Consider the following 20,271-nt stretch of genomic DNA (forward strand, 5'->3'; position numbering starts at 1 on the left):
AACTCGCGACCCCAACCTTGGCAAGGTTGTGCTCTACCAACTGAGCTATTTCCGCGTTGTGTAGCGCTTTCTCTCAAACGCGGTGCAAAGATACGGCTTTTTTCTTACATTCCAAATTTTTTGGATAAAAAAATGATATTTCTGGTGTTTTTTTATTTTCCTAAGAAGAGAAATCGGTTTTTCTTGTGGGGTAGGGACAATTGTTGTCATGAAATTTTCTGTGAGGGTTGATGTTAAATTGTTATATTTGCTGCAAAAAAAAAGAATTTTGAGTGTTACATGGTAAATGATATTTCGTTATCTTTGTGACATAGAGTTATTAATGTAATGAATAGATCAATGAGAAAAACTGTTACCTCTTTAAAAATGTTATTAGTGCTGTTGGTTGCAACAGTTAGTTTGTCTTCGTGTGAGGCTGATGATTTTTGGTATAGAGATACTATTGAGGGAAGTTGGCGTGTTGTTGAGGTTAGGCAGGATTATGGCTATTGTCCGTATCGCTATGGTGATGTGATGTATTTTGCCTTTGACGGCGGTTTTGAAATGCGCGGTCGCGATGGATCGGTAGAATATGGCAATTGGACTTTGTTCAAAGGTCGTGTGTTGGTTGACTTTGATTTTGACGGCATTGATGACCTTTCTGCCCGAATTGTGCAGATGGACGATGGTTATGCTGTATTGGACTGCAAGGATTATTATTATAATTCCAGATATAGTCTGCGTATGATCAGATACTGAGTTGTTGGTTTGTAATGCGGCACCTGATTTTTTCTTTTAAGGAACACAGGGGGTATTTTAACCTAAATAAACAAATGCTTTTGTATTGTTGAATTTAACATTTCTTGCTTTCAGATCATTTATGTCGTATCTTTGCCAATGGAAATGAGCCAGCCTCAAAAAGCTGGCTTTTTTTGTGTTTTGATGAGGAAGAAACAGCTTTTTTTGTAAGTATTGGAATAAAAATTTGAAGTATTCCTGTAAAAAATATCCTTATTACATTCTTTTTGCAGTCGCATTGTATTGCGATTGACCACTATTTGTTGATCTTAAAAGTTAAATATGTTAATTCTTCAGGCGGGATTGTTTTTCCTGTATTTTTTTGTTTTTTAACATAAAACGCCGTCCGGGCATCATAATTTCGGACAGCGTTCTGTTGTTGTAAGAAAAGTGGGTTGGGGAGGTACAAGGGGCCTCGTTCATATTGGCGGTTGCAGATGCGGCGGCTTATTCCAATTCTGCGGCTTCCATTCGTGCTGTGTTTTCCGCAACAATGAGATGATCTATGCAGTCCTGGATATTGCCATCCATGAATGCGGCCAGATTGTATATGGTATAATTGATGCGGTAATCGGTGATGCGTCCCTGTGGATAGTTGTAGGTTCTGATTTTGGCCGAACGGTCACCGGTTGAAACCAGTGATTTGCGGCGGGAGGCTATGTCGTCTACGTATTTCTGATGCTCGCGGTCATAGATAAATGTGCGTAGCCGGGCCAGCGCACGTTCTTTGTTTTTGGGCTGGTCGCGTGTTTCGGTGCATTCAATGAGAATTTCCTCTGTTTCGCCTGTATTGGGATTTTTCCAGTTGTAGCGCAGGCGAACGCCTGATTCCACTTTGTTGACGTTCTGTCCTCCTGCACCGCTGGAACGGAAGGTGTCCCATTTTATTTCGCCTTCGTTGATGACAACGTCAAAGGCTTCAGCTTCAGGGAGAACGGCTACTGTTGCTGCCGATGTGTGCACGCGTCCCTGAGTTTCTGTGGCCGGAACACGCTGTACGCGGTGTACTCCACTTTCATATTTAAGGGTACCGTAAACATTATTGCCCGTTACAGAGCAAACGATTTCCTTGAAACCGCCTGCTGCGCCTTCGTTGGCGTTTGACACTTCTATTTTCCAGCCTTTTGTTTCACAATATTTGACGTACATGCGGAATAAATCACCGGCAAACAATGCGGCTTCATCTCCTCCTGTACCTCCTCTTATCTCTAGGATGGCGTTTTTAGCATCTTCGGGATCTTTGGGAAGGAGCAGCAGCTTAATCTCTTCTTCTAACTGTGGCAGTCTTGCTTCGCATTCGGTTATTTCTTCACGGGCCAAATCTTTGAGCTCGGCATCGTTTTCTGTCATGAGGATGTGCTTGCTTTCCGAGAGGTTGGCCGTCAGTGCGGCATATTCCTGTCGAACGGTCATGAGATCTTCAAGCTCTTTGTATTCCTTGGTCAGTTTGACGTAGCGCTGTTGGTTGGCTATCACTTCGGGGTCGGTGATGAGTGTTTTCACCTCTTCGTATCGTGATTTCAGTGTGTTCAGTTTGTCAAGCAGGGTATTGGAATTTTCCGGCATGGTCTTGTCTGTTTAATAAAATATTTGTCCCAATACATGGCATATTGGGACAGATATTATTTTTCTTTTGATAAATATTTAAGAGGTACAGGCGTGTGTTAATAGTTGAATTCACCAAACTCGCTCTTAATGGTCAGTGAACGCGAGCCTTCTTCTATGTGTCCTATTATTTGTGCGTCAATGTTGAAACTCTTGCTGATGTCGATGATTTGTTGTGCATTTTCCGGCGATACGTATATCTCCATGCGGTGTCCCATGTTGAAAACCTTATACATTTCGGCCCAGTCGGTGCCGCTTTCCTGAGCTATGATACGGAATAGGGGAGGGACTGGGAACATGTTGTCCTTGACTACATGACAGTTGTCATTGACAAAATGAAGTACTTTAGTCTGTGCTCCACCTGTACAATGAACCATGCCGTGAATGTTCGGGCGCATTTCGTCAAGTATTTTTTTAATGACAGGCGCATAGGTGCGGGTAGGGGAAAGTACAAGTTTTCCGGCATCAACGGGAGAGCCTTCAACGCTGTCTGTTAACTGATAGCCACCGCTATACACCAGTTCTTCAGGCACGGCACGGTCATAGCTTTCAGGATATTTCCCAGCCAAATATTTGGCGAAAACATCATGGCGGGCGGACGTGAGTCCGTTAGATCCCATTCCACCGTTATATGATTCCTCATAAGACGCCTGTCCGAAAGAGGCCAATCCCACAATAACATCTCCAGGGATAATATTGGCATTGTCAATGACTTCTGAACGTTTCATGCGGCATGTTACGGTCGAGTCTACAATAATGGTGCGTACCAGATCGCCAACATCTGCCGTTTCGCCGCCGGTAGCATAAATGCCAACTCCCATTTCGCGCATTTTGGCAAGAAGCTCGTCTGTACCGTTGATAATGGCGGAAATCACCTCACCGGGAATAAGCATCTTATTCCGGCCAATGGTAGAACTCACTAAAATGTTATCAACTGCGCCCACGCATAGCAGGTCATCAGTATTCATGATCAATGCGTCTTGGGCAATACCCTTCCATACCGACAAGTCGCCGGTCTCCTTCCAGTATAAATAGGCCAGGCTGGATTTTGTACCTGCGCCGTCGGCGTGCATGATGTTGCAGTATTCCGGATCGCCACCGAGAATGTCGGGGATGATCTTGCAGAAGGCTTTCGGAAATAAACCTTTGTCGATATTTTTAATGGCGTTGTGCACATCTTCTTTCATGGCCGAAACGCCGCGCATCATATATCTCTGTTTACTGTCCATGGTGGGTGATTTGTTTTTTTACGTAATGTTGTGTAAAAACTGACCGGCAAATCAGAAAATAAATGTGAAATGTGCAGTTTTAGTCTTTTAAAACATTTTATTTTGCACATTCCACATTTATTTTTCACTTTTATCCGAGATATTTTGTCAGTATGTTAATATTGTCCGCCTCTCTTAATCTGCGGAGGGCACGTTCCTTGATTTGTCTTACGCGTTCTCTCGTAAGATTAAGGTTGTTGGCAACTTCTTCTGCTGTCATCTCATTGCGGCCTATCCCAAACAACATCTTCAGAACTTGACGTTCACGCTCGGAAAGGGTAGACAAGGCAGCCTCTAAGTCGGAAGACAATGATTCCTTTTCCATGGTATTGTCTGTTCCAGGGGCCGATTCGTCCGTCATGATATCAATCAGACTGTTTGAGTCATCATCCTGAAAAGGTGCATCGACTGAAACTTTTTTGCCATTGGTTCCTAAAGCCTCCTGTACTTTGCTTACGTCTGTGTCAAGTATGTCTGCCAATTCCTGCACGGAGGGGCGGCGTTCGAATTCCTGCTCAAAGTTGACGATGGCTTTGGTAAGTTTGCTTTGGAAACCTACTTGGTTGAGAGGCATGCGTACAATGCGGCTTTGTTCAGATATGGCCTGCAAAATGCTTTGACGTATCCACCAAACGGCATAGCTGATAAACTTAAATCCACGTGTCTCATCAAATTTTTGTGCCGCTTTTATGAGTCCCAGATTACCTTCGTCAATAAGGTCGTTAAGGGCAAGTCCTTGATTCTGATATTGTTTGGCTACGCTGACTACAAAACGAAGATTGGCGCGTGTCAGTCGTTCAAGTGCTTCACGGTCACCGCGATGGATACGTTGGGCCAATTCTACTTCTTCATCCGTAGATATCAGTTCTTCACGGCCGATTTCTACCAGATATTTGTCTAAGGCCGCGCTGGAGCGGTTGGTAATACTTTTGTTAATTTTTAGTTGACGCATATTAAACCCAAGTTGAAGTTCAGATATTGTGAGGTTCCTGATGGCTCAAGAACGGGCTGCTGTACTTTTCTAAATGTTCTTTATTCTATTCTGAAATACGATTTATACTGGTGTATTCTGTCTTTCTCGGAATGTTTTTTGAGATTGTCACAAGACTGGCGAGATTTTATTTTGCATAGCTGACGGCACGTGTCTCACGTATGACTGTAATCTTGACTTGTCCAGGGTAAGTCATTTCATCCTGGATACGTTTGGCTATTTCCCCGCTGAGATTCTCAGTCTGTTTGTCATCTATCTTATCGGCACCAACGATAACACGTAGTTCGCGGCCGGCTTGTATGGCATAAGTTTTTGTAACGCCCGGATAGCTCATTGCTATGTTTTCCAAATCGTTCAGACGTTTGATATAGGCTTCTACAATTTCACGCCGCGCGCCTGGGCGGGCTCCACTGATGGCATCGCAGACCTGGACTATCGGAGCTAGAAGTGATGTCATTTCAACTTCATCGTGGTGTGCACCGATTGCATTGCATATTTCTGGTTTTTCTTTGTATTTTTCTGCCAGTTTGGCACCATAAAGCGCGTGTGGCAATTCGCTTTCCTCGTCAGGTACTTTACCTATATCGTGCAGAAGGCCGGCACGTTTGGCTTTCTTGGGATTCAGACCGAGTTCGGCCGCCATGACAGAGCACAGATTGGCTGTTTCGCGGGCGTGCTGTAAGAGGTTTTGGCCGTAAGAAGAGCGGTATTTCATTTTTCCGACGATGCGGATGAGTTCAGGATGCAAGCCGTGGATGCCGAGGTCTATTGCTGTGCGTTTTCCCGTTTCAATGATTTCGTCTTCCACCTGTTTTTTTACTTTTGTTACAACTTCCTCAATGCGTGCGGGGTGTATGCGGCCGTCTACGATAAGTTGATGGAGGGCCAGACGGCATATTTCCCGGCGTACGGGATCGAAGGCTGAGATGACGATAGCCTCAGGCGTGTCGTCTACAACGATTTCAACGCCGGTGGCAGCTTCAAGGGCCCGGATATTACGGCCTTCTCGCCCGATGATGCGTCCTTTCACCTCATCATTGTCAATGTGGAAAACAGTGACACTGTTTTCTATGGCGGTTTCGGTAGCTACGCGCTGTATGGTTTGTATGACGATACGTTTAGCCTCTTTGTTGGCTGTCATCTTGGCGTCATCCATGATGTCGTTGATGTAAGACTGTGCATCTGTACGCGCTTCGTCTTTGAGCGATTCCACCAATCGGTTCTTAGCTTCTTCTGCTGACAAGCCACTCAGCTCTTCCAGTTTTTCGCGTTCTTGCATCTGCATGCGGTCGAGTTCTTCCTCACGCTTATTCAGAAGTTGGGCCTGATTGTTCAGACGGTTTTGCGTGTTTTCCAGTTCTGTTTTGCGTTTGCCCAAGTCATCTTGTTTTTGATTCAGGCTTAATTCACGCTGTTTGAGCTTATTTTCAGCTTGTAGTATTTTTTGGTTTCTTTGTTGTACTTCTTTTTCAAGTTCAGCTTTTTTGTTGAGGAATTTCTCTTTAACTTCCAAGAGTTTTTTCTCTTTGATGACATCTGCCTCTTTGGCTGCTTCCTCAAGAGCTTTATTGTACTTGTTCTTTAGAACGTATCTGAAAAATCCAAAGCCTATGGCGCCTCCTACGAAGAGACCGGCTATGATCCATAATATTTCCATGTTGTATACTGTGTTTGTTTGAGTTGAACGTTTCTTTTATGTTTACCGGCGTTGATAGGTGCCGTTTTTTTGATTTTTGTTTTTTATTTTTCGGGGGCTGTTCGTCATAATGCATTCGGAGCCGATGAATCTTCCAATGCCGTTTCTATTTCCTGTGTCAGTTCTCTGACCGTTTTGTCATAGGGGACAGTGGAGTTGTCGTTTTCGGCCTGCAGGGCATATACGGCAAAGTCGAGCAGTGCTATCGACATGTATGTCTCATAGCCGCGGTTAGGATATGCCTGCTGATAACGTCCCAGTTTTTCATTAATCTGTTTGGCTGCCTTGCGGAATATTTCCTCCTGTTCGCGACGAATGGTGATAGGGTGCATTTGGTTGCCTATCATCAATTGTATGTTGAGTTTGTCGTTGACTTCAGACATTGTGTGTTGTTAGGTTTCCTTTTGACCATTATATAAGGAGTGGTAGCTGGAATGTTTGAGCGGTGATAGGTTTCGGAATAAGTTTTTCTCTTTTTCGTAGCCGACTATATGTTTAGCAGAGCGATACATTTGTCTACTTCTTTGATGAGTCGGTTCAAACGGTTAGTGGTTTCTTTCACATCATTGTTTGCCAATGTAATCACCCTTGCTGTTTTCAAAGTGTCGTAGTCGTGTTTTATTTGTGCGTTTTGCTCTTTTAATTCGGCTATTTGTGCCTCCTTGTCCGATAACAGGTTTTCCAGCCGCACGGTTTCGCGCTTCAGTTCGCCGTGTCTCAAAATCAGTTGCCTGACTTTGGTTTGCAGCAGTTGTAAAGCTATTTCTTCTTCCTTATTCATAAGAATACACGGATTATGCCGATTGGTGAAACTGTACGGGGCTTAGAGGGGAAGCCTTGTTAGAGCCGGATGAAATCGCCGCTATGTATTGAATCTCCCGCGTTTACCGGTCTTATTTTATTTTTCGGGAACGTCTTTCGGTTTAGGCTCTTTTTTTGCCAAAACAATGATGTTGTAAACGTATTCCGACATCCAAGACGCGCTGTAACCCAATTTGTTCTGATATTGACGGATACCTATGCTGGCCCGACGCACATCTTCTTTTTTCCAGTTGTCTTTTGTCAGAATATCGTTAACGGTTTTTTCAGTCATTGTGCGGAGAGCGCCTTTCATGAAACCCGGCATGCGGAATTTCCACTTCATCAGGTTGCCCATAAGCATCATCAGATCTTGAGAAAATCCTTGAAAAGTGAACAGATAGCTTTGTATGTTGTTGATATTTCTACAGTTACGTTTGATGCTCTGGTCTATCTCCTTGAAAAAGCCATCAGAAATGCCGTAGATGTCGGTAAGCATTTTCTTGCAGCGGTTTCGTTCGCCAACCCCTAGCTTGTTGTTGACGGTGGGCACATGTAATGTCTGCTTGAAAACGCGCAAGTCAGGTAGGGCCGCCAAGTTGCTAATACCCAAATTTGCTGCCATGACTGCTTGATAGTAAACGCGAATCAGCGTCATGAAGTCCTCCATGCCGCCAACGCGCCAGCCGTCTTTTTTCTCTGCCTGTTTTCGTTTGAATATGGTTGGTAAAAAAGCCATTTTGATTGTATAAACGGTTAATTGTAAGTACTTTGTCAGGGACTTTGCCTGATGAACGTATAGGGTGAGGCCGTTTGGGGCTTCTTTAAATTTCAGGCGATAGCTCTTAAAGCACTAATTTTCTATTATTTTGCTCTGCAAAGTTACATTATTTTTTTAATAGGGGAAAATGGTTTTGTGCATTTTATAAGAGGGCTGTTGAGCTTTTTCGTTATTTTCCGATTCCGTGAAGTGCTAAGGGGTATGTGTTTTGTGGTCGCCTCATTAACATTTTTAACTTTCCGTCACATTTCGGAGTAGCTTTTGCGTCACAAAACAATATTCAGGAAGAGTAAGAATAGGGGTAGGATGAAAAAGGTTACTTGGAATTTTTATGGCAATACTTGGAATTTAAAATGCAATACGGACTTTTTCACCGGTTGCGCCCCCGATTTTTCGCCGGTTTAGTGGCTAAAAAACAAGAAAAAGAGGATAATCTCTCCCGACTACCCTCTTCGCCAGTGCAAATATACAACATTTTCCGCCCGAAAGCAAATAGTGTTAAAATCATGGATCTGATGTTGAGAGTTCCGAACTGTAAGCTTTTTTGATGGTGTTGGCGGAGTGGCGCAATTGAGTTGGAAAGATACAGGAAACGATTTCCAAGTTCCGGATTCAGCTTGCGGCCTTTGCTGACATTTTGAAAGTAAGGAATATGTTTTTAAGGAGAAAAATAGAAAAAGAGGGGGAATCCGTTTGGTGATTCCGATGTAAAGGCTTACATTTGTCACATGAAAGACCTAGCCGGTCTTCTGATAAAACATGGTTACAAACCATCAATTAACAGTATAAAAATTAAAGACTATGAGAACCGAACAGATAATGCAGGCTCTTGAGGCAAAACATCAAGGTGAAAAGGAGTATTTGCAGGCCGTTCATGAGGTTTTGCAAAGTGTGGAAGAGGTGTACAACGCCCATCCCGAATTTGAGAGTGTCAGTCTTATAGAACGGCTGGTAGAGCCGGACCGTATCATTACGTTCCGCGTGCCTTGGACCGATGATAAGGGAAAGGTCCATGTCAATTTGGGCTATCGCGTGCAGTTCAACAACGCTATCGGTCCTTACAAGGGTGGCCTTCGTTTCCATCCCTCGGTTAACCTGAGTATCCTGAAGTTTTTAGGATTCGAGCAGACTTTTAAGAATGCTCTGACTACGCTGCCGATGGGCGGCGCGAAGGGCGGATCTGATTTTTCGCCTAAGGGACGCAGTGAACGCGAAATTATGCGCTTCTGTCAGGCTTTCATGCTGGAGTTGTGGCGTCATGTAGGTCCTGATTTGGATGTGCCGGCCGGTGATATCGGCGTAGGTGGTCGCGAGGTGGGCTATTTGTTCGGTATGTATAAAAAACTGGCCCGTGAGCACACCGGAACTTTCACCGGAAAAGGACTTGAGTTTGGCGGTTCCATTCTCCGTCCTGAAGCTACAGGATATGGTGCACTTTATTTTGTAAAAGAGATGCTTGCTATGCACGGTGAAGAACTGAGTGGCAAAACTGTCTCAGTTTCGGGATTTGGCAATGTGGCTTGGGGAGCTGTTAAAAAAGCCACGGAACTGGGTGCTAAAGTAGTGACTTTGAGTGGTCCTGACGGTTATATATATGATCCTGATGGCGTGAGCGGCGAAAAGATTGATTATATGCTGGATTTGCGTCTTTCGGGCGAGGACATCGTGGCGCCTTATGCTGAACGTTATCCGGAGGCAACTTTCTTTGCCGGTCGCAAACCGTGGGAGCAGAAGGTCGATATCGCCTTACCGTGCGCTACACAGAACGAACTGGACGAGGAGGATGCCAAAGTGTTGATAAGCAATGGTGTCCGATTCGTAGCCGAAGTGAGCAATATGGGATGCACGGCCGAGGCCGCGGAATGTTTCATTGCCCACAAAACCGTTTTTGCACCAGGCAAGGCAGTGAATGCCGGCGGTGTGGCTACATCGGGATTGGAAATGACGCAGAATGCCATGCACCTCTCCTGGGGAACCGAAGAAGTGAACAAACGTTTGCACCAAATCATGAGCGACATCCATGCACAGTGCCTCAAATACGGTAAGGCGGACGATGGGTATGTCAATTACGTGAAAGGGGCAAACATTGCCGGTTTCATGAAAGTGGCACGTGCCATGATGGCGCAAGGAGTCGTTTAGTAGAAATACCGGTACTCTGAAATAAGAATGAAATATTCGGGCAAGTTCACGCAGACTTGCCCGAATATTTTTAGTTAATCTCTGTCTGTTTTCAAACAGGTCACCGTTTTAATACAACCCCCATGGAGTGTCTTCCGTCCATTTGGATATTCAGGGGATGGGGAGTACGTACATGGCGTAAATATTCCGTTTCATATACGGCCGGAAGGTCGTCAAGCCAGGCTTCGTCCAAAGTTCCGTCATTGATATAGGGGTTAATGGTAAAATATCCCACTCCGAATGAAGTCAGATTCTGAAAAAAATGTGTGCCTTGGCTCGGATCTACACGGTAGTGGCTTAGTCCGCTTTCAACGATTAGACGTGCGGCGCTTATATGCGGCCATTTAACGGGTATACCCAGCCAGGGGTCGCTGCTTCCCCATCTTCCCGGCCCAATGAGTAGGTAACCCGATTCTGTCTCAAGCATTTTTTTGTTTAGTTTTTCCACTTCACGGGCTATGATCGGATTGTTAGCCGGATTATAGTCGGTTGTTTTAACATAGATGATATCGCTTACATCGCTGATAATGCCATTTCCCAGAGCGTGTGGCGTAGTGATGAGTGCATCGGCGGGATTTATGGCGGTAAGGTCGAGGGTGACAGACGCTTTGCTGTCGACAATCGGGCGTATTTGCAGCAGGTAGAAGTTGGCGTGATGGTTGTTGATGTCCATGGCGAATTCAATTTCCACGGGACGGCCCATTTCCGCCTTGCCTATCCGCAGCAGGCGGTTGACTGTTTCGGCCAACGGGAAAGCATCGTGCTGCAAAATGCCCGCGAAAGTGACCAGCGGCCGTCCGGTGGAGTAATATCCGTCGCGTATTGCCTGATCATAAGGATCAAAGGTAGAGGCTACATAACGCATGGTATCGTCGATGACCGGTGCATTACTGAAAGGTACTTTCTGAAGATTAAACGCATCGTCTACCTGGAAGTTTTCAACCGTATTGGTGAGATCCAGTGCATAGAAATGGCGTTGTGTCTCCCTCAGAGCCATGTCGGTTGTGGAGAGTTGCAGGATATGATGGGGATGGCAGGGGGAGAAACGCAAGGCTTGTCCGCCGTCTACGATATATTTCCCTAGCCCGAAAGCCAGATTACAGGTACCATCTGTCGGTTGTTCGTCATCGAGCGGGTAAAAATTGAGAGAGCGCGCTACTCCTGAAAGCGTCGGATAAAACAGTTCTTTGCCTTCTGGGGTCACATGCACCGAGCCAACAACCTCTTGCAGGACTATGGCCATCTTTTCCTGGTCAATCAGGTTCTGTGTGGCGGTGAGGTAGGCTTTGCTGTCGCTGTAGAAGACCGAAGCGTAGACCGCCTTGATGGCTGAGCGCAAGAGTCGCAGCATTTCCTTCTTTTCGCTGACCTTGGGGATCATGTATGTTTTGTATACCCCTGCGAATGGCTGGTAGTGGGAGTCTTCCAGCAGGCTGGAAGAGCGCACGGCGATGGGACCGTGTACCACTTCGAAGAGCGCCATGAGATCATCCAGTAGTTGTGATGGCAGATTCGCGGCTTCGAAGGCTGCAAGGATCTCTTCGTCGGGGGCGTCTTTCAAGGCCAGCGGGTAGAGGTTGTTGCTTTCCATAAATTCATCGAACACGTCGGTACTTATGACTACGGTTTTGGGAATATTTACGGTGCAGTTCGCATGTTCAAGTTTGGGATAGCGCTTCACCATGGTGCCCATGAAAGCCAGGCCGCGTCCCTTTCCTCCTAGCGAGCCGTTGCCGATGCGTGCGAAATTGCTGTACTGGTCGAAGCGCTCTTTCTGATAGTTGGCCACGACGCCTTCATTTTTCATTTTGCGGTAGCCTACAATCAGGTCGCTGATGAGTTGGCGTGCCTGAACCATGTTGCAATATTCCTTCACATCCACTTTTTTCAGGATAACGGCTGGTGGAAACATGGCCCGTGAGAAGAAAAAGCGTGAAAAGTGATTGTGTGCCAAATGGTGGCGTAGGGAGTCGTCGGGTATGAGCGGGAGTTTCCGCTGTAAGTCCTTCAGGTCTTTTATGCGCATGATTTCCTGTCCTGTGGCAGGATTCACTATGATGAAGTCGCCGAAACCGAAATGGGCCATGATTTGCCGCCGCAAGTCTTGCGGGTAGCTTTTGGAATTTTTACTGATGAAAGACGCGTGCAGTTCTTCAGCATATCCGGCATTAGCCGTTTCGCTTGACTCCAGTATGAGAGGTACCTGCGGATCGAGCTTTTTGATGTGTTTGCCGAAAGCATACCCGGCCAGTCCATCTTTGACACCGTTGCGCATGAAGCTCATGTCCGACACCACGCCGAGGATGTTTTCGCGGTAGGTTGTGTAAATGTCTATGGCTTCTTCATAAGTTCGCGCCAGCATGACTTTGGGACGGCCGCGCATGCGGAGGGTTTTCAAGTGGTCGTTGAGGGCTTCTTTGGAGAATTCCCGACTTTGCTCCAACACAACGCGGTAGAGATGGGGGAGGGCCGATGAGTAAAAACGTACCGAGTCCTCTACCAGAAGGATTATTTGTACTCCCACCGAGGCCGCGTCATCTGGGGCGTTCCATTTGTCTTCTATCAGTTTGATAATGGCAAGCAGCAATTCGGCATTGCCCAACCATGAGAATATGTAGTCTATGCCTGTAAGGTCCTCGCTGGCCACGCGGCGGCTCACTTCTTTGGAAAATGGCGTCAGCACAACGATGGGTATGGCGGGATATTGCCGTTTGATGTCTTTGGCATCGGCAAAAATGTCGTGGTTGTCCATGTTGGGCATGACTATGATTAGCTCGAAATTGCGGTCGGCCAGTTCGTTGAGGGCTTCCTGCTTGGTGGTGACCTGCGTGAAACGTGGCGGATAACGTAGCGAAAGTGCCGTGTATTCATTGAATACCTGTTCGTCCACGCGTCCGTCGTCTTCAAGCATGAAGGCGTCGTATTTTGTGGCTATCAGCAACACGTTGTATATGCGCTTGTTCATTAGTTCCGCAAATGGCGTGTCGCGTAAAACGATATCTTTAAGTTGGGGAATATTGCTCATGGTGTGAAACTTTTATTTGTGGGGCGAAAAGTGCGCCGGTCAGGTCGCGCTTGGATAATTCGGTCAAGGTTGCCTCGGACAGGAGAAAAGTGGCAACTGGGTATTTTAACACTATTTGCTTTCGGACGGAAAATGTTGTATATTTGCACTGGCGAAGAGGGTAGTCGGAAGAGATTATCCTCTTTTTCTTGTTTTTTAGCCACTAAACCGGCGAAAAACCGGGTGCGCAACCGGTGAAAAAGTCCGTATTGCATTTTAAATTCTAAGTATTGCCGTAAAAATTCCAGGTAACCTTTTTCATCCTACCCCTATTCTTACTCTTCCGGCATATTGTTTTGTGACGCAAAAGCTATTCCGAAATGTAACAGAAGGTTAAAAATGTTAATGTCGTTTCGGCCGGTGAACCTGAAAAAACGGCAGATGTTGAAAGATTAATACCAGATGGTCTGGTCGATGACGGCTGCGGCGAAACGTTGCAGCAATGCCTGGGTATGAGCCACAGCTTTTTCTACGTTGAACCGGTTGCCGTCATATCCGTTGATAATGAAGAGCAGTTTTCGCGTATCGGGGCTTGTCATGGTGCGCCGGCTGTCGCTGGTAGGGGTGGCGAATGCTCCGATTCCGTCGCGGTAAGCCGGCAGGTGTTCTATGTTCAGCAGTCCCCGGCCTATGCCTTCGTAGGGCTCATCCTTTTGTCCGAAATCCAGCGTAATGTCAGTTGTGGCCAAATGTCCGGCATCAATTACGGCGGTGGAGTATCCGCTGCGGATGGATATGAGATTGCCGATGTCTACAAGGGTGTCGATGCTGTTTAACTGCTTTCCCTGCAAGATGCGTCGCACCAGTTGTTCGCAGGCCGGCCGGTAGCGGCTCGGGTCTTTGCCTGCTGCTTTATAGGCCGCCCGTGTGGCGGAGATTCCCGAACGCATTTTGAGCGTTTCAGTCGTGTATGTTTCTCTTAGTGTTTCGGCTTCGGCTTCAATCATGTCCCACAGCGCCTGTTCCGTGGGACTGTTGGTTACGGCAGCTGTTATGGCAGCTCCGGTAAATTGCGGGCAGATTTGTCTGAATAATTCAGAAACGTTGATGGTCATGGGCCTGTTTTATTGGTTACGGATGTTTATTTCTTGCATAAGGCGTAAAAGTCGCATGTTTCGCAGAACTTTATGGTAGGGGTGGCTGTGAAAGGCTGTGCGGGATCCAGAATTTCAGCAATCAGTTTTTCCAAATGTTCCTTGAAGTCTTCTGCTATCGTCTGGAAGTTGAGCATGTCCTCTTTGGCCAGTTTCAGGTAAGGTGAATAACTTTTGTCGGCTGCCTGATTCACAAAGAAAAGCGAAGGTGCTATGGGGTGTTTCGTCTTGCCGGTCATGGTCAGTGCGTAGAGGAATGTCTGCAAGATGTAGTGCGGGTGCTTTTCCGAAGGAGTGAAGAGCTGTTCCATGTCGGCTGCTTCTTCCGGTTTCCCACCGGTTTTGTAGTCCACAATCCTCAGATGCGTCAGCCCTTCTATGTTGACTATGTCAAGCCGGTCGATGTTGCCGCGCAATGTGATGGTGAGCGGTTTTCCGCAGTGGCTGACGGTGATAGGCATTTCGGTCGGCATTTCCGTGGCTTTTACTTCGAAGGGCGTTATGTGCATGTCGTGCCGCAGGAGGTTTTTCAAGTAGCTTTTAACGACTTCTTCAACAACGACATCGGGCGTCTCTCCTTCTTCGGCAAAGGCGCGGCGTACGTATTCCAGCAGTGTCACGTTGCCGTCTTTCTCCAGAAGAGGGGTTAGCATGTCGGCCGTTATCAATCCGTTGCGGCTGGTGAGTTTTTCCTTATAGAGAAGTTCGGCCGCTTTGTGGAATATTGTGCCGAAAGTGTTGGGTGCCAAAGCGGCCGTGGCGGGTTGCTCGCGCCGCAGTTTGGCCACGTAGCGATAATAGAATTGCAGGGGACAACGCAGGTAGGTGTTGATGGCCGATGGAGAAATGGCCGTTATCTTTTGCGACAAGTCTGCGGGTTTTTCTATGACCGTACTTGTCGCGGGGGCGATGTACGGTTTGGCTGAAAGTACGACGGAACGTATGGGAAGTCCGCTTTCAATGAGTATTTGTGTCATGAAACGCGACATTTCCCCTGTCCCCCGGTTGTCGGTGGAATTATTGTAAATCAGGCGAACGTGGCTGGCGCGTTGGAGGAGACGGTAAAAATAATAGGCGTAGACCGCTGTTTTGTGTAATGAGGTGGTGAGGCCGAACTCACAACGTAATTTATAGGGGATGAAAGAGTTTTCGGTGTTTTTTTCCGGCAGATAGCCTTCGTTGACCGATAGCATGAGAATATTCTCGAAGTCAAGTACGCGTGTTTCGAGCATTCCCATAATTTGCAGACCTACGACAGGCTCTCCGTGGAAGGGAATGGCTGTTTGGCGCATGACTTGCCGTACAAGGCGTGACAGGGTAGTGACGGTAATGTTGAGAAGTCCGCTGTCTGCCAACCGCGTAAAACGATTGAGTATTGTGAAGGTCTGAAAATAAGCCTCAGCCATGAGAGTGCCGTTGAATGAATTTTCGGAATCAGGAATGGTCATGGCTGCTTCTTTAACCGCCTTTTGGGCTTTTTCAAGCCATTTTTTTATGTCGGTTTCGGTGTCCTTTTCCGGTAGGAGGCTGTTTATGAGTGTAAACGCAGCTGTGTGGTGAAGAGGAAAACCTTTGGTTACATTGGTTTCTTTGACTATGGGGGGAAGGGAGTGCAGTACCGGAAGTAATATTTTTTCATTGCATAGTACGATAGCTGTGCGTTTGGCATCGGCCGTGAGATGTTTTTGTAGCCATGGCGCTACTGCGCGCGCGCCGGCGTTTTCTGTAGGTGCGGCTACGAATTCAATGTCTTTCCTGGCAAGAAAATTATTGAAAACCTCTGTTGGCAGCTCTCCGGGAAAACGCTCCATGTTGCGCTTAAGGAAGGTGCCGGCCTCAAGTTCGTTTTCCGAATCAGTGTAGTATACATCGTAATCCCAATAAAAGAGGGCTTTGCCTTGTTGCTGAAGATGGGCGAAGAGCGTTTCTTCAACTTTATTCAGAACGTTGAATCCTACAAAGGCATAGTGGGTGATGTGGTTGGGAAGTGAAATGCTGTTTTCTGTCAATCCGGTAGTGACCTGACGGTAGAGTGCCCCTTCATAAGCTAGCTTGTCGGCCGCTAAACTTTCATTCAGAGCTGTATAAAGAGGATGCATGACATTCCACAACTCAAGGAACTTTGTGCGGATTCGGGAGTTTTCTTTTAAGGAGAAGTCTTGAAAGAAATCCTGTAGAACCTTCTCCTGCGATTCGTTGAGCGTTTCTATACTGTCAAGTTCTTTTATCTCTCTGAGGTTGCGGAACAATCGTTGGGCATCGGCCATGTTCTTGTCAACGTCATCAAAATCGGCCAGTAATCGTTCTCCCCATCCGTAGAAGAAATCCAGAGTTTCCTGGCTGTGAGTTAATGCTACATAATGTTGATATAAACGGCAGATCGTTTCTATAGGATCGGCCACTCTGAAAGATGATAGCGAACGGAAAAAGTCGCTGATGGTCATGTATATCGGAGACCATATAGGGGCGGTATCCTTGTTTGTGGAAGGAGTAGTCAGGTACTCATTCATGAACAAACTGGCTCGTTTGTTGGGAAAGATGATGGCCACACGACTTAGGTCATTATTCATTTTCAGCCGGAGGTCATCGGCTACGAGTTTTAAGAAAGGTGTCATTGGAAGGGCGTTTTTTTCAGGAATAGACTTCTTCGATTTCTCCGCTGTAAACGAACCAAAGGTATCCTCTCACGTTGTCATGTCCCATTTGTTTGAGCAGACAGCAATAGTTTCTGACCTGTGATACGTAAATGTCGCGGCGTTTTCCGAATTTAAAGTCTACTACGATTGTCTCATTGTTACGTGTCATAACTCGGTCGGGGCGATGAACGGCAAGAACGCCGTTTGTGTCGCGGCTTAGGATGGAACGCTCATTGAATATAAACCAAGAACCGTCGAACCATGGTGCTGCTTGGGGCGTGCTGAGGCGTTTTTCTATCCATGACTCCATTTTTGAGACGTTGGTTTCAGGCGGAATAACTCCTTTAAGCGTGAGTTGGGCAATGGCTTCGCTGATGTCGTCCTTGGTGCGTATCATGGCAAAGAGATTGTGCAACAGTTTTCCTTGGTCTATGTATTGCTGTTGCAACTGCTCTGTGCTGTCTGTAGTTCCGGCATTTTCGTTGATGAAGTTTTGTGCTTCGTTGGACTGACGGAAAGTGACCTGCTCCTCGAAAGAACAAAGGACTGATTCTTCAGCAGATGTTTCTTGTTTTTTCTCTTGGCAGTCGGGGGCTGGAGGTGTTTTTTCTGTTACTTCCTCAGCAAGGGAGGTGGCATTGCTTTTTAGCAAAACATCGGCCATGTTGGATACCGTATCTTTTTTGTTGGGTATGCCCCATATTAATAAGTTTTGTTTGGCACGTGTGAAAGCTACATACATCATGTTGAGATTTTCTATGCGCCGGTTGAGATGTTCATCTTTGTAATCTGCGGCATAAATCGATGCTTCCATGGTTTTTCCGGCAGAAATGGGGACAAGGGGGAGAGTTTTGTAGGGGGCTGTATCAGGGTGACACCAAAGCAAGTCATCCGGACGGTCTTTTTCGAGTATCCAGTCACAATGGGGAATAAACACTGTGTGAAAAGCCAGGCCTTTTGATTTATGGATGGTCAATACGCGGATACCGTCTACTTCGCCTGAAGGTATCGCTTTCTTGTAGAGTGTTTCTTCCCAGTAAGAGAGCAGTTGCTCGATGCTTGTTCCACCGTTGTCGATGAAGTCTAAAACCGCGTCCATGAAACAGAAAACGTAGGGGGCGGCTCCGTGTAGTTGTGAAAGCTTTAGTTCTTGTACGAGCGTTTCGCAAAGTTCGTATAGCGGTAAAGATCTTAAATGTTCACGGTTTCCGGCTATTTTTTGTGGTATCAATACTTTTGCTTGTAGGCAAATGTCATTCCATGATAATTGTTTGTTTTCTATTTTGTTGCAATAGGTTGAGGCCGTGTAAGCCAATGAAATGGAATCGCTGTCATCTGCAAGATAGCGCAAGGCATGGATCAGTATTTCTACGGCGGGAGAACTTGTCAGCAGGAAAGCTTCGTCAGAAATAAGAGGGATATGAGGGAACTCTTTAGTGAAGAGGCGGAGCAGGTTTACACCTTCTTTGTTTTTGCGTACGAGGATTGTCATTTCTTTATAGGCAACTCCTTTTTCGTGAAGTCTCTCAATCTCTTCAGCCAGAGTTTTTGTTTCTTGACTATTCCTCTCGTCTGAAATATTGGTAGCGGATATTTCTGTGTCTTTATTCAATGCATTGTTCAGGTATACCCGCACTTCTCCGCCTTCTTTTCCGCAGCATAATTGTTGGACATCTGCATAAATTTCGCTTATCTGTCGGGTTTCCCCTATGGTATCGAGTAAAGCGGCAGCATGGGGAAATAGTGCGTTGTTAAATTCCACGATGCAACGTGAAGAACGGAAATTAGTGTCTAAGTGACGGATTTCCGCTGTGTTATGGGCGGATTCTTTTTCAATGTCTGCCAATATGTGCCAATCGCCTCCTCTCCATCTATAGATACTTTGTTTCACATCACCAACAAGCAGGCAGCTGTTCCCTTGTGAAATGTTTTCAATCATAAGATTCTTGAAATTACTCCACTGCAAATTTGACGTGTCTTGAAATTCGTCAATCATTACATGACGGAACTGCGTACCAACTTTTTCAAAGACGAAAGAGGCATCATCTTTACCGACAAGGCGGTTGAATAATAATGGTGTTGCCGCTAGCATGAAGCGATTGTTTTCTGCGTTAATCGCTTGTACTTCACGTCTTATTTCGGCTAACAGACGTAATGGGTTGAGATGGCGCAAACTGAGTTGGCAGCTATTCATCGTAACGGCCCCTTTTCTTCTGATGTCCTCCAAAATGATGAGCAGGTTGCGCAGATGTTCTGCTTGTGTCATCAAATCGGTGCGTTTGCGGTCGGCAGCCCGTAACCAGTTAGCACTATCAGCCATTTTTTTCTCAATGTTGGATTTTGGGGATTCGCCAGGCGGATTTTGGCAGATATAGCGGATGTATTTCTCTAAAGAACTTCCATAAGAAAAAGTATTATATTCGCCAGCGATATTCCTTATCGCTCCGTCAAGGGTTTCTGCAGCTTTGCTAAGATGGCTGGCAATATCGTCTGATAGTTCTTTCAGTTTTTGGCGGTAGTCACGGAGTTCTTTTTCTGAGTTTAATATAGGAATTAGTTTGTCCTCACATTTCATGAAGGCTTCCTTGGTCAGATTGTAAGCCAGTCCTTTAACTTCGCGGCTGATGTCCCAGCGCTTGTTGTCATCTATCCTTTGTCTGATATAATCAAGTACCCACATTCGAACTTTCGGCCGTTCTTCAAGAGCAGCCAGCAGGTTGTCAACGGCGGTATTGATGACTTCCTTGTCATTGATGTCGACCTTTAGTCCGGCAGATAAACCTAAATCATGCGCCAAAGTACCTAGAAGGGATTGGAAAAAAGCGTCTATCGTTTCTACGCGGAAATTATCATAATCATGCAGAATGTTGTAGAGAGCGGTAGCGGCTCTTTTTCGTAGTTCAGTGATGCTTAGGCCTGGCAAACGTTCCTGTACTGCTTGAGTGAAAGCTGAAGAAGAAGTCTTTACTGTGTTTTTCATCGCGCAGAGCTCGCTGATAATACGCTCTTTCATCTCTGCCGTAGCCTTGTTGGTGAATGTAACAGCCAGAATATGGCGGTGTGCCGGATTCTCGTCACCCAGCAGCAAGGCAATATATTCAGCAGTGAGTGTAAATGTTTTTCCTGAGCCGGCAGAGGCTTTATATACAGTCAGATTCCCTTTCATCTTAATGAAGATTCGTTTTCTAATGGCAAATATAGTCAATTATTATTAGCTATAGATATAGTTCCGGTCGGTTTATCGAGTAAGTTAATTGTTAAGAGGATTCTTGTATTTATTAAGATGGTGCCCGATGTTTTACAAATGAAAACATCGGGCACCATCTTATCTTTTTCATCCTGTAAAAATCCGGAACAGAGAAGTAATTGATTTCAGAGAAGAA

General features: G+C 46.0%; 13 protein-coding genes. 2 read left to right on the top strand and 11 right to left on the bottom strand.

Features of this window, described 5'->3' with window-relative positions:
* Positions 1 to 366: 366 nt before the first annotated feature.
* Positions 367 to 738 carry a hypothetical protein gene (locus C5S62_RS13340; RefSeq protein ID WP_133159590.1) on the top strand — a complete coding sequence of 124 codons (372 nt, stop codon included), beginning with the start codon at positions 367 to 369 and terminating at the stop codon, positions 736 to 738.
* 486 nt (positions 739 to 1,224) lie between these two features.
* On the opposite strand, the gene prfA is transcribed toward C5S62_RS13340, so the two are convergent.
* The 7 genes from prfA to C5S62_RS12075 all read right to left on the bottom strand — a co-directional run bounded on the left by prfA (position 1,225) and on the right by C5S62_RS12075 (position 7,874).
* Positions 1,225 to 2,343: a peptide chain release factor 1 gene (prfA, locus tag C5S62_RS12045; RefSeq protein ID WP_104405627.1), complete on the bottom strand. Its 1,119-nt coding sequence runs from the start codon at positions 2,341 to 2,343 to the stop codon at positions 1,225 to 1,227.
* Between the two features lie 98 nt (positions 2,344 to 2,441).
* Positions 2,442 to 3,611, bottom strand: a complete 1,170-nt coding sequence (locus tag C5S62_RS12050; RefSeq protein ID WP_104405628.1) for an AIR synthase related protein — start codon at positions 3,609 to 3,611, stop codon at positions 2,442 to 2,444.
* 130 nt (positions 3,612 to 3,741) lie between these two features.
* Entirely contained in the window at positions 3,742 to 4,602 is an 861-nt protein-coding gene (locus C5S62_RS12055) for an RNA polymerase sigma factor RpoD/SigA (protein WP_104405629.1), read from the bottom strand.
* Positions 4,603 to 4,768: 166 nt separating this feature from the next.
* The gene (gene rny, locus C5S62_RS12060; RefSeq protein ID WP_104405630.1) at positions 4,769 to 6,298 is read right to left on the bottom strand and encodes a ribonuclease Y; all 1,530 of its coding nucleotides are present in this window, start codon (positions 6,296 to 6,298) and stop codon (positions 4,769 to 4,771) included.
* 104 nt (positions 6,299 to 6,402) lie between these two features.
* Positions 6,403 to 6,720: a cell division protein ZapA gene (locus C5S62_RS12065; protein WP_104405631.1), complete on the bottom strand. Its 318-nt coding sequence runs from the start codon at positions 6,718 to 6,720 to the stop codon at positions 6,403 to 6,405.
* Between the two features lie 104 nt (positions 6,721 to 6,824).
* On the bottom strand, positions 6,825 to 7,118 hold the full coding sequence (locus tag C5S62_RS12070; protein WP_104405632.1) for a hypothetical protein: 294 nt from the start codon (positions 7,116 to 7,118) through the stop codon (positions 6,825 to 6,827).
* A 117-nt stretch (positions 7,119 to 7,235) separates the two neighbouring features.
* Entirely contained in the window at positions 7,236 to 7,874 is a 639-nt protein-coding gene (locus C5S62_RS12075) for a hypothetical protein (RefSeq protein ID WP_104405633.1), read from the bottom strand.
* Between the two features lie 843 nt (positions 7,875 to 8,717).
* Here C5S62_RS12075 and gdhA point away from each other — a divergent pair.
* The gene (gene gdhA / locus C5S62_RS12085) at positions 8,718 to 10,055 is read left to right on the top strand and encodes an NADP-specific glutamate dehydrogenase (protein ID WP_104405635.1); all 1,338 of its coding nucleotides are present in this window, start codon (positions 8,718 to 8,720) and stop codon (positions 10,053 to 10,055) included.
* Positions 10,056 to 10,155: 100 nt separating this feature from the next.
* Here the strand turns inward: gdhA and C5S62_RS12090 are convergent, their stop codons facing one another.
* From C5S62_RS12090 to C5S62_RS12105, 4 genes are all read right to left on the bottom strand, one after another.
* Positions 10,156 to 13,119, bottom strand: a complete 2,964-nt coding sequence (locus tag C5S62_RS12090) for a PEP/pyruvate-binding domain-containing protein (protein ID WP_104405636.1) — start codon at positions 13,117 to 13,119, stop codon at positions 10,156 to 10,158.
* Between the two features lie 431 nt (positions 13,120 to 13,550).
* Entirely contained in the window at positions 13,551 to 14,213 is a 663-nt protein-coding gene (locus tag C5S62_RS12095; protein ID WP_104405637.1) for a B3/4 domain-containing protein, read from the bottom strand.
* A 26-nt stretch (positions 14,214 to 14,239) separates the two neighbouring features.
* Complete coding sequence (locus C5S62_RS12100; protein WP_104405638.1) at positions 14,240 to 16,867, bottom strand: PD-(D/E)XK nuclease family protein; 2,628 nt, start codon at positions 16,865 to 16,867, stop codon at positions 14,240 to 14,242.
* A gap of 16 nt (positions 16,868 to 16,883) precedes the next feature.
* Positions 16,884 to 20,054 (bottom strand): exodeoxyribonuclease V subunit beta, encoded by a 3,171-nt coding sequence (locus C5S62_RS12105; protein WP_104405639.1) that lies wholly within the window; start codon positions 20,052 to 20,054, stop codon positions 16,884 to 16,886.
* Between the last annotated feature and the right edge of the window lie 217 nt (positions 20,055 to 20,271).

It is taken from the genome of Prevotella sp. MGM2, from assembly GCF_002933955.1.
In the GTDB taxonomy this organism is placed as follows: domain Bacteria; phylum Bacteroidota; class Bacteroidia; order Bacteroidales; family Bacteroidaceae; genus Alloprevotella.

Coding starts and splice junctions, on each gene's coding strand:
- prfA (WP_104405627.1), bottom strand. CDS start 2,343: ATGCCGGAAAATTCCAATACCCTGCTTGACAAACTGAACACACTGAAA.
- C5S62_RS13340 (WP_133159590.1), top strand. CDS start 367: ATGTTATTAGTGCTGTTGGTTGCAACAGTTAGTTTGTCTTCGTGTGAG.
- C5S62_RS12095 (WP_104405637.1), bottom strand. CDS start 14,213: ATGACCATCAACGTTTCTGAATTATTCAGACAAATCTGCCCGCAATTT.
- C5S62_RS12090 (WP_104405636.1), bottom strand. CDS start 13,119: ATGAGCAATATTCCCCAACTTAAAGATATCGTTTTACGCGACACGCCA.
- C5S62_RS12050 (WP_104405628.1), bottom strand. CDS start 3,611: ATGGACAGTAAACAGAGATATATGATGCGCGGCGTTTCGGCCATGAAA.
- C5S62_RS12105 (WP_104405639.1), bottom strand. CDS start 20,054: ATGAAAGGGAATCTGACTGTATATAAAGCCTCTGCCGGCTCAGGAAAA.
- C5S62_RS12055 (WP_104405629.1), bottom strand. CDS start 4,602: ATGCGTCAACTAAAAATTAACAAAAGTATTACCAACCGCTCCAGCGCG.
- C5S62_RS12100 (WP_104405638.1), bottom strand. CDS start 16,867: ATGACACCTTTCTTAAAACTCGTAGCCGATGACCTCCGGCTGAAAATG.
- gdhA (WP_104405635.1), top strand. CDS start 8,718: ATGAGAACCGAACAGATAATGCAGGCTCTTGAGGCAAAACATCAAGGT.
- C5S62_RS12065 (WP_104405631.1), bottom strand. CDS start 6,720: ATGTCTGAAGTCAACGACAAACTCAACATACAATTGATGATAGGCAAC.
- rny (WP_104405630.1), bottom strand. CDS start 6,298: ATGGAAATATTATGGATCATAGCCGGTCTCTTCGTAGGAGGCGCCATA.
- C5S62_RS12070 (WP_104405632.1), bottom strand. CDS start 7,118: ATGAATAAGGAAGAAGAAATAGCTTTACAACTGCTGCAAACCAAAGTC.
- C5S62_RS12075 (WP_104405633.1), bottom strand. CDS start 7,874: ATGGCTTTTTTACCAACCATATTCAAACGAAAACAGGCAGAGAAAAAA.